Raw genomic sequence first — 11,612 nt, 5'->3', positions numbered from 1 at the left:
TCGGCCGGTCGTCGCGCCCGGTTCAGTTGAACCGGACTTCCCCTGCGGGCTTCCGGCTCCGCAGGAAGAGGAAGGAGGTGAGGATCCCGAGGACCACCACCGCCGTGTTCACGATCACCGCGGTGGTGATCCCGTCGTGGATGTCCGTGTTCGCCGCGGCGATGGCCGACATGATCGGGGTGCCCATCGTGATGCCGATCTGCTGGGTCATCGTGGCCAGACCGGTCGCCATGCCCTGCTCGTGGTCGGCGAGGCCGGTGGTGGCCGTGACCATGAACCCGACGATCACCAGCATGTTCCCCACCCCGCCGGCGAAGGTCGCCGCCAGCAGCAGCCCCATCGATCCGCTGGTCTCGCCCAGTCCGACCAGGGACAGGGTGGCCACCGCCTGGAGGACTCCGCCGATCAGCAGCGTCGAGCGGGTGGAGGTCGCGCCGATCACCCGGGGCGCGATCGAGCCGCCCACCACCGTGCCGACTCCCAGCACGCCGAACGACAGGCCGGCGGTCAGCGGCGAGAACCCGAGGACCTCCTGGAGGTAGAGCGTCATCAGGAAGACCAGGCTCGTCTCCGTGAGGAACGCGATCACGCCCGCCACGTTCCCCCAGGCCACCGTCCGCCTCTTCAGCACCGACACCGGCACCAGCGGGCTCGACGCCCTGGACTCCACCGCGTAGAAGACCAGCAGCAGCACCACGCCCGAGGCCAGCCAGCCGAGCGCCGCACCCGAACCCCAGCCGTGCTCACCGGCCTGCGTCAGCCCGAACACCAGCGCCAGCAGCCCCAGCGTCACCGAGACCGCGCCGGGCACGTCCAGCTTCGGGCGGACCGCCGGCCGCGACTCCTTGATCACCGCGGGGGCGATCGCCAACACCGCGATCGCCACCGGCACGTTGATGAAGAACGACCAGCGCCAGGAGAGGAGATCGGTCAGAACTCCGCCCAGGATCGCGCCCGTCGTGAACCCCGCCGACATCAGCGCGCCGTTCAGCCCCAGCGCCTTCTGCCGCAGCGGCCCCTCGGGGAACGAGGTCGTGAGCAGCGAGAGACCCGCCGGTGTCACGGCGGCGGTCGCGAGGCCCTGGAACACCCGGGCCACGATGAGCATTTCGGGGCTCTGGGCCAGTCCGCCCACCAGGGACGAGAGCCCCAGCACGGCCAGGCCCACCAGGAACAGCCGCCGCCGGCCGAAGAGGTCCGCGACCCGCCCGAACAGCAGCGTGAACCCGGCCGCGGCCAGTGCGAACGAGGTCGCGATCCACTGGAGGCCCGACAGTGAGAAGCCCAACCCGTCGCCGATCACCGGCAACGCCACGTTGAGGATCGAGAAGTCGACCGCCAGCATGAACTGGGCCACCAGCAGTACCACCAGGACGAGGCGGAGCCGCCCGTCCAGACGGACCGGCCCCTCCCCAGCCCGTACACCCTCGGTTACGGCCATCACGCGCATCCCTCCGTCGCGGACCACCGTGAGTGGTCCTTCTGGAGAGCGACTCTGGCCCTGCGCAAGGGAGTTACCCAGCTCCCTGGACTTGCTGGCGTCGCGGAAGGTATCACCGGCAGGGCCACCTTCGGGGCCCCGCCGAGGCCGGCGGGCGGGCACACTGGGACGCATGGACACTCCCACGGCTCTGGGCGACTTCCTCCGCAACCGCCGCGCGCGGCTCCAGCCGGAGGACGTCGGCCTGCCGAGTCACGGCACCCGCAGGCGGGTCCCGGGGCTGCGGCGCGAGGAACTCGCCCTGCTGGCCGGGGTGAGCATCACGTACTACACGCATCTGGAGCAGGGGCAGAGCTCCAACGCCTCGGACAGCGTCCTCGACTCCCTCGCCCGCGCCCTGCGCCTCACCCCCGACGAGCACGCCCATCTGCGTGACCTCGCCCGCCCGCCGAAGGCGAAGCGGGCCGCGCCGCACCGCCCGGAGTTCGTACGCGCCACCACCCGGCGGCTGATCGACTCGATGCCGCAGGTACCGGCCGTGGTGCTGGACGGGCGCAACGACGTACTCGCCTGGAACGCACTCGGCCACGCCCTGCTCGCCGGCCATCTGGACGTGACGAGCCCGGACAGCCCGGCGGACCGCCCCAACCTCACCCGGATGCTCTTCCTCGACCCGCACACCCGCGAGCTGTACACGGAGTGGACCAAGGAGGCGCGGGTGGCCCTGGCCGCGATGCGCCTTGTCGCGGGCCGCAACCCCCAGGACAGCGCGCTCGCCGAACTCATCGGCTCGCTCATGCTGCAGAGCCCCGACTTCGCCGGCCTCTGGTCGAAGCACCCGGTGCGGGACTGCACCGTCGGGACGAAGGCGCTGCACCACCCGGTGGTGGGCGCGATGACCCTGGACTTCGAGAACCTCCACCTCGCCGACAACACCGGCCACCGGATGCTGCTCTACACCGCCCCCGAGGGCTCCCCCTCCGAGGCGGCGCTGAGCCTGCTGTCGAGCCTGACCGCCGAGACGGACCACGCGCGCCGCACCGGGTCCCGGCAGGCGGACGCGACGGAGACGGGCGCGGACGGGCTGCGGTAGGTACGGCCCCTTTGGGGCGCGCGACGGCCTCAGGCCGTGTCTTCAAATGGCCTGAGTAGTGGATCATGTCCGAGTGATACGTCGCCATGAACTGTCGGATGCTGAGTGGGAGTTCGTCCGGCCGCTGCTGCCCAGGTCGTTGCGGGGCAGGAAGCGGCTGGACGATCGCATGGTGCTTAACGGGATCGTGTGGAAGTTCCGGGTGGGGGCGGCCTGGCGGGATGTGCCCGAACGGTACGGTCCGTGGGCCACACTGCACACCCGGTTCCGGCGGTGGGCTCTGGACGGAACGTTCGAGCGGATGCTGCAGGCCGCCCAGGCCAGGGTGGATGCGGCCGGGGACGTCAACTGGCTCGTGTCGGTCGATTCCACCGTCGTCCGCGCCCACCAGCACGCCACCGGGGCACGAAAAGGGGGCTCCGCAGCCCAGCACTTGGACGTTCCCGAGGTGGCCTGACCAGCAAAATACATCTGGCCTGTGACGGTGCCGGCCGTCCACCCGCTTTCACGCTCACGGGCGGCAACACCAATGACTGCACCCAGTTCGCTGCGGTGATGGAAGCGATACGAGTGCCTCGCGTCGGCCCTGGACGGCCCCGAGTACGGCCCTCCCACGTGCTGGCCGACAAGGGCTACAGTTCCCGGACCATCCGTACCTGGCTGCGACGACGCAGCATCGGTCACACCATCCCCGAGCGGGCCGACCAGGTCCGGAACCGGCTCCGACGCGGCAGCCGCGGCGGGCGCCCACCGGCCTTCGACAAGCAGCGCTACAGGCAGCGCAACGTGGTGGAACGCTGCTTCAATCGGCTGAAGCAGTGGCGCGGCATCGCTACTCGTTACGAAAAGACCGCGGAGTCCTTCCAGGCAGCCGTCACTCTCGCCTCGCTCCTGATGTGGGCATGATGTTCCGACGGTGAACGGCGGGTCATCAGAGGTGGAGCTCCGTCTCCCAGCCCTCGAAGGGCGGCTCGGCCCGATAGCTCGGGTCGCAGCACGCTCGGACCCACTGCGCGACCCGGTACTGCGCATCCCCGTCATTCAGCACCATGCCATCGGCGTCGATTTGTAGCACATTGCTATAGATCGCGAAGACCTGTTCCAAGGAAGAACCGGAGTGGAAAACGGTCGAGCGATAGTCGAACCCATCGAGCAAGTCCAGGTCGAGGGTGCCGTTCGCCAAGTAGAAAGCGAAGAGCCGGAGCGAAGCGCGCACGTCGACAGAAAGATGTTCCACCAAGGCATCATGCGCAGCTACCGCGCCATCTTGGCAAGATCGTTTGAAGACACTCCCTAGGCCGTGTCTGACAATTCGCGTCGGATCAGCGGGCGGTGTCCGGTGCGGTGCCTCGCAAGGCGGAGGACCGCCCGCGTACTGGATGTACGCGGGCGGTCCGACAACACCGCGAGGTGCCGTGCCGGGCGCCGACCGCCCGGCGGGAATTGTCAGACACTCCCTAGCGGTCCCGGGCGGCGCCCCGGACCAGGCGGCGGGTGCGCGTTGCTCCCCGCCGACGGGCCCCCTGTCCGGTTATCGCCACTCTGACTGTTCGTCACCGTACGCTCTCTGGTAGTTGTGTCCCCGGGGTACGGGCGCTGGCCCGTAGCGGGGCCTCATGTGCTCCGCAAGGGAGGATGCACATGAGCACCACCACGCGCGAAGAGGTCCTCGCCGGGGAGCAGAAGGCCGTCGACCACGCGTACGACTGCTACACCACGCGGCTCGCCGAGATGACCGGCACGTCGGCCGCCACCGCCGCGGCGACCGCCAAGGACGGCATCGCCAACCGGATGGACGCGGAGGCGCGCGCCGAGGCGTACGGCGGCCTGGGGGACGAGGCGCTCGTCTTCTCCCGGGTCGACGCCCCGGAGGAACCGGGGGGTGCGCCCCGTCCCTGGTACATCGGGCGGCGCGGCGTGCGGGACGCCGAGAACGAGCCGGTCGTGCTGCTCTGGACCAGTCCGCTGGCGAAGAAGTGGGCGGACGCGCGACCCGAGGACCCGGGGGAGGTCGAGCTCCGGCGCCAACTGCGGTGTGCGCAGCAGGTGGTGGAGGAGTACTTCGACGACATCGCCCCGTCGTTCACGGCCGTTCCCGTACGGGAACCGGAGGGCCTCCCGGGACAGCGGGACGCGGAGGAAGCCCCGGCGCCCGACGAGGCCCACGACGGGACTCCGACGGAGGACGCGGCGGAGGCCGAGGGGTCACCGCTCGCGGAGGAACCCCGCGACGCCGCCGCACCGCAGGCCCCGCACGTTCCCCATGTCCCCTCCTCCAGGCGAAAGTTGCGCACCCCGTCGGCCACGCCCGGTGACGTCGCGCGGGCCCGGCGGCGCAAGCCCGCGCAGCCGGACGACTTCCTGCTCCGCGAGCTCCAGCGCTCGCGCGGCGGCCGGATGCGCGACATCGTCGAGACGATCCGCCGCGACCAGATGGATCTGGTCACCGGGTCGCCCTCGGACATCCTGGTCGTGCAGGGCGGGCCCGGCACCGGTAAGTCGGCGGTCGGCCTGCACCGGGTCACCTGGCTCGTCAGCAACGACCATTTCAACGCCGCGAACATCCTCGTCATCGGCCCCCACCAGCGTTTCCTGGAGTACGTCGGCGAGGTCCTGCCGACCCTCGGCACCCGGGACGTCAACGCCGTCCAGCTCTCCCGCCTCTGGGACGGCGAACTCCTCGGCACCGACGGCCCGCAGGCCCGCGCGGTGAAGGCCGACGAACGCATGGCGGCCGTGCTGCGGCGGCGCGTCGAGCACGAGTGCCGCCCGGAGGCGGTCGACGGACAGCTCACCCCGCCGTCCTTCGAGGGCGACGAACCCGCGTTCACCGTCACCGCCGGAAGTGCGACCCTGCGCATCGCGGGCTCGGAGGTTCGCGCCCTGCTCGCCGAGGCACGGAGCGGCGAAGCGGCCTACCGCGAGCGCCGCGACCGCTTCCGCAGCCTGATCGTGGACCGGCTGCTGCGGGAGCTCACCGCCATCGCCCCGCGCCGGGGCGCGGACGGCACGATCCGCCGCAGCCTGGAACGCAACCGCCGGGTGGAACGCCTCATCGACCGCGTCTGGCCCTCGCCGGGCGCCCGGGAATCGCTGCGCACCCTCTACGACTCGCCCGAGCTGCTGCGCGCCTGCGCCGAGGACGTGCTGAGCGAGGACGAGCGGCGAGCGCTGCACCGCCCCCGTGCGGCACGGGCCGACGGCGACCCGTGGACCCTGGACGACCGGGTCTGTCTGGAGGAGCTCCGGTACCTCATCGCCGGGGAGATCCCGCGCCGCTACGGCCACATCGTCGTGGACGAGGCCCAGGACCTCACCCCGATGCAGGCCCGCGCCCTGCGCCGCCGGGTCGCCCGGGGCGGTTCGATGACGGTGCTCGGCGACCTCGCGCAGGCCACCGGACCGGTTCCGTACACCACCTGGGACCGCCTGGGCACGCTCCTCTCCGACCACGGCGACTGGCGGGTCGCGGAGTTGACCACCAGCTACCGCGTGCCCGCCGAGATCATGGAGTTCGTCGCCCCGCTGGCCCGCGTGGTCGCCCCCTCGCTGCCGTACCCGCGCGCGGTGCGCGAGGCGGGCACGGACGCCGTACGCACCCTGTCGACCGAGCCCTGGAAGCTCCTCGACGACACGGTGGCCCAGGTGACCCGCCTGGTGGGCACCAATGACGGCCGCACCCTGCGGTCGGTGGCCGTCATCGTCCCGGACGACTCGCGCTGGCTGGAGGAGATCAGCGGCCGGCTCGACCGCAGCCCCGAGATCACCGGCCCGGGGCGCGCGGCGGTGTCCGTGCTGGCCGCCGCCCAGGCCAAGGGCATGGAGTACGACCACGTCCTGGTCCTCGAACCGGCCACCATCGCCGACACCGGCCCGGCCGGGCTGCGGCAGCTCTACATCGCCCTGACCCGCAGCACGCAGAGCCTGACCGTGCTCCACACCTCGCCGCTCCCGGAGGCCCTCACGCGCACGGACGACGGCACGGGCGCACCGGCCCCGGACGCTCCGGCACCGGGCACCTCCCCGGCCCGTACGGCGGCCGAGGGCGGAACGCCACCGGCGGGCGAAGCCCCCGGGATCGGCTCCGACATCCGGGTACGGGTCCTGGGCCCCGGCCCCGGAGGCCGCTACCGGGTCAAGGCGCTCGCCCCGGCCGTCGACCGCCCCCTCGTCCTGACCGTCCGCCACGGTTCCGCACCGCCGCGCCCCGGTCAGGAACTGGACACCTGGGTCTTCGCCAACGAGACCAACCACAGCGTCCTCACCGCCGACGAACGCGGCCGCCTCCCCATCTCGCCCCGGATGGCCGACCGTTACCTGGGAGCCGTCACCGTGATGGCCGAACTGCTGGCTCCGGAGGCCGTCTCGGAGTCCGTACCGGACGCCCGCGCCCGCCTCTCCGAACTCCAGGGCATGGCCAACCGCGTCCTCCGCCGCGACCAGGCGGACTGGGTGGACGTACGGCACGTCCTCGGCTCACCGGACCGGGAGCGGCTGGGGGTGCTGCGCGACCTCGCGGCGGGCACCAACCGCGCGCTCAAGGACGGCATCCTGGACACCGCCCGGCTCTCCGACGAACTGGCCGGCTCAGGCTGGCTCGACGCCCTCGCGGAGGCGCGGGAGACGCTCCGTACGCGCGGTGCGGGGGCGACCGGTACCGCGGCCCGTGCCGAAGAGCCCGCCGCCGAGCCCGGCGTACCCGATCCCGCGCCCGAGGCCGTACCGGCCGACCCCGCGCCCCGGCCCGAACAGCCTCCCCAGAAGGAAAGCGACCCCGTGACCCCCGTGACCACCACCGCCGAAGACGCCCCCGCCCCGGCGCACCAAGAAGGCCTCCTCCAGGCGCTGGTGACCTCGGCCGCCGCCGACCGCACCTGCAAGAAGCACGAGGCGGTGCGCCTCATGCTGATGTCGGCCCTGCTGTGGGCGGACATCCAGCCGACCGAGTCCGAGGTCGTCGACGTCAGCTGCGTCACGGACCGGGGTCTCTTCCTCTACGAGGTCCTCGGCGCCGGCCGGGCCGGATACGAGGACCTCCGCGCCGGGGCGACCCGCCTCCTGGAGATCGACCACACCCTGCCCGCCCCGGCCGCCGCCCGCTACCTGGTGCTCTGCGAACCGCCCACCGAGGACTGGTCCGCCGACACCGTCCGCGACGTCTTCGGCGCCCACGTCCTCTGGCGCACCCCCGACGGCTGGGGCGGCGAGGACACCGCGACCGCCCTGGGCCTTGTCTGACCACTCGCGTCGGATCGGACGCCTGAAGCGTGTTGCGAAAGGAGCGCCGTCCGCCCGGAGGACGGAAGGCCCCCCGGAGGAGCAACGCACCGTGACCGCCCCGGCGCGCGGGCGTTCTACCGGTCGCCAGGGTTTCCGGAAATGCGACGAACCGCCCGTCCCCCGATAAGGACGCCGGCGCGAGGTGGGAGCGAGACACGTGCGACAGAAGTGCTGCGACCGTTGTGAGCTGGTCATCGGCCAGGGCTGCTCCTGCCCGCCCGACGGTTCCCCGCCGAGGGAGCGCCCGGTCGCCTCGCCCCGGCGGGAGTGGCGGACCTTCCCCGCCGACACGATCCTCATCTCGCCGCGCCGCTACGCGCACCTTCCCGGAGCGTGCGCGTACCTGACCGAGGAGCTGGTGACCGCCCCGCGCTGGGGCTGGATCCCCGACCCGCCGGCCGGACTCTGGGACCGGTTGGGCAGCAGCTGTCCGGCGACCGCGACCGAGGGGAACACGGACCGGCAGGCGGTCCGGCGGTGCGAGGAGTGCGAGGCCGCGCTGGGGTGAGGCGTCACCGGGGGCACGGGGGCAGCGTTCAGGGACCCCCCACCACCACCGACCGCGTCTCCCGGAAGCCGCTCGTACGGAACCGGCCCATCAGGGCCTCGTCCGGTGCGGCCGACAGGACGAGGAGGTCGTGGCCGGGGGCCTGCGCGGCCTGCGGCCACGACGGTGGTGCGCCCCGGTGGCGTCCCCAGGTCACCACGAGCGCGGGATCGGAGAGCGCGCGCAGGGAGAGGAACCGGTCGGCGTGCTCGCCCGCGAGTCTCGGGTCGAGGACGTGGGAGGGGACGGGGGCGAAGCCGAGGCGGCTCTTGAACGTGAACAGGCCGGGCTGGACGACGTGCCCGAAGAGGGAGGGGTCGTTGCCGAGGGACGCGTGGACCAGCCCGTTGTCCCGGGCGAACTGGAACGCCTCCGTGTAGGCGACCCGCATCACCCGGCTCGCGCGCGCGTCGGCCGAGGCCGCCGAGAAGCGCATCTGGAGTACGGACGGCTCGGGGCGGATCCACCACAGCGAACCGACGATCATCCGGTCGCCTTCGTACACGCAGACGCTGACGAGCTCGTCCCCCACCGCGAGGAGGCGCTCGCGCGAGCGGCGCGCGTAGTTCTTGCCGCGCGGCATCGCCTCGATCTGGCGGTCGTACACCTCCAGGAACTCGTCGAGGAGTTCCGGAGTGAGTCCGGCCCGTACGTCGACCCGCAGTCCTTCGTCCTGGACGTAGCGGCGACCGAGGCGGATGTTGCGCCGCTCGGTGCCGGGGAGCGCGGACTCGAACTCCGTCGCGGAGTCCCGTACGGGAGCGCACCAGTTGATCCACTGCGGGCGTGCCACGAATCCCAGCTCGGCCAGGGTCGCTTCGTCGAGCTCCTCGGAGCCGTCGAGCCGGACGATGTCGACCGGGGTGTCCGCTTCCTTCCAGGCGTGCCGCTCGGCCTCGTCACGGTCCACCGTGGCGACGACGACGTGGTCCAGTTCAGTGATCTCCACGGGTGGTGACTCCTTCGAGGTCGTCCGCCTGCTGTTCGTCCACCCGCTGTTCGTCCGCCCGCTGATCGCCCGCCCGCTGGTCGTCCGCCCCTGGGGCCTCCGGCTGCTGGGCCTGCCGTCCGCCGGTGCGGGTGTAGACGGCCCAGATCACGATCGCGGCGGCCCACAGGGCCAGTGCGGGCAGCCAGTACCAGAACCCGTCGAGCCGGCTGGCCCAGGCGAAGAGGAACCCGGAGAGGGGGGAGGCGCCCGTGATGAACATACGGATCGTGGCGTTGGCCCGGCCCGCCACCTCGTCCGGGATCGTCTCCTGCCGGTACGTGATGGAGGCGACGTTGCTCACGGCGACGGCGAAGCACTCCACCATGAATCCGGCGAGCCGCACCGGCAGCGGCGGCGTGGCCACCAGGACCAGGCCGGCGAAGGCGATGATCTGGGCGGCCAGGATGCGTCGTTCGGGGCTCAGGGAGGGGGCTAGGGAGGGCGCCAGCCGGCTGGCGAGAGCGCCCATGAGCAGTCCGACGGCCATGACCACGGAGATCACGGTGGTGTTCATTCCCTGATCGCCGAACTCGGTGATCAGCACGGGCTCCAGCTGGCCGATGGCGAGGTTTGTCATCGACATGGTCACCACGAGCCAGAGGATCTCGTGGCGGCCGACCCAGCGGAACCCGATCGCGAGGTCCCGGCGGATGTCCATCTTCTGGCCACTGGACGCCACCTTGGGCAGCAGCAGTGCGACGGCGGCGGAGAGCAGGTACAGGACGGCGATGAAGAGCGAGGCCGAGGCCGGCCCGAGGACGCCGAAGGCGGTACCGCCCAGGACCAGCCCGATCACCTTCGACAGCTCGATCGCCGAGTTCAGCTTGGCGACGGCCACGGGGCGGGCGGGCCCGCTGATCAGTTTCGGGATGAGCACGAACTGGCCGGTGATCGTGCTCGCGACCCCGCCGATGCCCGAGAGCAGCACCAGCGCGGCCACCGAGATCCGGCTGTCCAGCAGGCCCGCCAACAGCACCATGCACACGGCCTGTTGGAGTTGTGCGAGTACGTAGATCGCGCGCTTGTCGAACCGGTCGATGAGGGCCCCCAGGAAGGGTGAGCCGACGTAGGAGACACCGCGCAGCGCGAACGAGACGAGGGCCAGGGCGACGGAGTCCGACTCCGCGAGCACCGCCAGCGGAATGACGATGCCCATCTGCCAGTCCGCGACCTTCGAGAGCATCGCGGAGCTCACGAGCACGCGCATCACACGCGTGTCCTTGAGCGCGGCCGGCTCCGTCACGGCCTCGCGCTCCGTGGGCTCCGTGGGCTCCGGGGGCGCGGTCACGAGTCCGCCTCGACGGCCGTGCCCAGCGCGCGGCGCTGCCTGCGGTTGCGGTTCGCCTCCCTCATGATCTTCGCGTAGAAGGTCACGTAGCTGTCGTCCGTGTGCGTGGCGTACTCCTTGGCCACCGGGTGACGCTCCTGGAGGCGGTTGATCGGGACCACCATCGACGCGTGGTGCTCGACATGGAAGTTGTTGCCGTTGGTGAACCACTGACTGAACCAACTGCCGCTGATGGTCCGCGTGTTGCGCAGCACATCGGTGCTGTCGTTGTCGCAGAGCACGTGCTCCGGCAGTTCGAGGAGGAAGTGCACCGGTATCGACAGCAGGAGCGGGACGGCCCACAGCACCAGGACGGCGTGGCCGGATCCGGTGAGGGAGAGGACCACCGCTCCGACGACCCATAGGGCGAACGCCCGGTATTCGGCGATCACTTGGCGACGGGACCGGTCGGCGATCTGGCCCATGGTGTACACCCAGGTGCCCCGGCAGCTCTTGAGGACGTTCACCGCGACCTGGACCAGCCGCGCCGGGCTGAGCGTGCCCCGCAGGAGGGCCCCCCAGGTCAGCGGCGCACGGGTGTCGAAGCCGAAGAACTCGGAGTCGTCGGGCGTACCGAGGTACTTGTGGTGCTGGAGGTGCTGGACCCGGTAGTGGCTGTACGCCGAGAGCAGCGGCAGCCCGAGCAGGAACCCCACGGGCCGGTGCAGTGAGCTGCGGCGGAACGCCGAGTGGTGCAGGCACTGGTGCTGCAGCTCCACCATGTGCGTGTACATCGCGGCCAGCAGGAGAACGCCGACGGTCGCGCCGAGCGGGCCGGACGTCAGGGCGAGGAACCCGCCGAGGCAGCTGAGCAGCAGGGCCACGCCCAGCTTCGCCACGAAGACGAGCTCGTCGTTGCGTGAGACTCTCGTCCGTTCGAACAGCGTCTTTACTGCGGTGTCACCGGTACTCATGATCTCCCTCGTAACAACG

Annotated in this window: 8 protein-coding genes and 1 pseudogene; 4 read left to right on the top strand and 5 right to left on the bottom strand. The window is 71.4% G+C overall.

Annotated elements, in window-relative coordinates:
* Nucleotides 1-22: 22 nt before the first annotated feature.
* Nucleotides 23-1,441: an MFS transporter gene (locus OG599_RS20080; protein WP_327177356.1), complete on the bottom strand. Its 1,419-nt coding sequence runs from the start codon at nucleotides 1,439-1,441 to the stop codon at nucleotides 23-25.
* A gap of 172 nt (nucleotides 1,442-1,613) precedes the next feature.
* Between OG599_RS20080 and OG599_RS20075 the strand changes: the two genes are divergently transcribed.
* On the top strand, nucleotides 1,614-2,534 hold the full coding sequence (locus tag OG599_RS20075; RefSeq protein WP_327177355.1) for a helix-turn-helix transcriptional regulator: 921 nt from the start codon (nucleotides 1,614-1,616) through the stop codon (nucleotides 2,532-2,534).
* 76 nt (nucleotides 2,535-2,610) lie between these two features.
* Nucleotides 2,611-3,440, top strand: a pseudogene (locus OG599_RS20070) (IS5 family transposase).
* 25 nt (nucleotides 3,441-3,465) lie between these two features.
* On the opposite strand, the gene OG599_RS20065 reads toward OG599_RS20070, so the two are convergent.
* Entirely contained in the window at nucleotides 3,466-3,771 is a 306-nt protein-coding gene (locus OG599_RS20065; protein ID WP_327177354.1) for a DUF7677 family protein, read from the bottom strand.
* Nucleotides 3,772-4,175: 404 nt separating this feature from the next.
* Between OG599_RS20065 and OG599_RS20060 the strand changes: the two genes are divergently transcribed.
* Both OG599_RS20060 and OG599_RS20055 read left to right on the top strand, forming a co-directional pair.
* Nucleotides 4,176-7,772, top strand: coding sequence for an AAA family ATPase (locus OG599_RS20060; protein WP_327177353.1), 3,597 nt, complete (start codon nucleotides 4,176-4,178; stop codon nucleotides 7,770-7,772).
* 199 nt (nucleotides 7,773-7,971) lie between these two features.
* Nucleotides 7,972-8,322: a hypothetical protein gene (locus OG599_RS20055; RefSeq protein WP_327177352.1), complete on the top strand. Its 351-nt coding sequence runs from the start codon at nucleotides 7,972-7,974 to the stop codon at nucleotides 8,320-8,322.
* 28 nt (nucleotides 8,323-8,350) lie between these two features.
* Here OG599_RS20055 and OG599_RS20050 read toward each other — a convergent pair whose 3' ends face one another.
* Genes OG599_RS20050 through OG599_RS20040 form a run of 3 tightly spaced genes read right to left on the bottom strand, consistent with a single transcriptional unit; the run spans nucleotide 8,351 to nucleotide 11,593 of the window.
* Nucleotides 8,351-9,310 (bottom strand): GNAT family N-acetyltransferase, encoded by a 960-nt coding sequence (locus OG599_RS20050; protein WP_327177351.1) that lies wholly within the window; start codon nucleotides 9,308-9,310, stop codon nucleotides 8,351-8,353.
* Nucleotides 9,297-10,640 (bottom strand): MFS transporter, encoded by a 1,344-nt coding sequence (locus OG599_RS20045; RefSeq protein ID WP_327177350.1) that lies wholly within the window; start codon nucleotides 10,638-10,640, stop codon nucleotides 9,297-9,299. The genes OG599_RS20050 and OG599_RS20045 overlap by 14 nt, the downstream gene beginning before the upstream one ends.
* Entirely contained in the window at nucleotides 10,637-11,593 is a 957-nt protein-coding gene (locus tag OG599_RS20040) for a fatty acid desaturase family protein (protein ID WP_327177349.1), read from the bottom strand. The genes OG599_RS20045 and OG599_RS20040 overlap by 4 nt, the downstream gene beginning before the upstream one ends.
* Nucleotides 11,594-11,612: the final 19 nt, after the last annotated feature.

Origin of the sequence: Streptomyces sp. NBC_01335 (assembly GCF_035953295.1) — a bacterium.
Lineage (GTDB): Bacteria > Actinomycetota > Actinomycetes > Streptomycetales > Streptomycetaceae > Streptomyces.
Note: the sequence above shows the minus strand (reverse complement) of the source record. Positions and strands in the feature narration are given on the sequence as shown.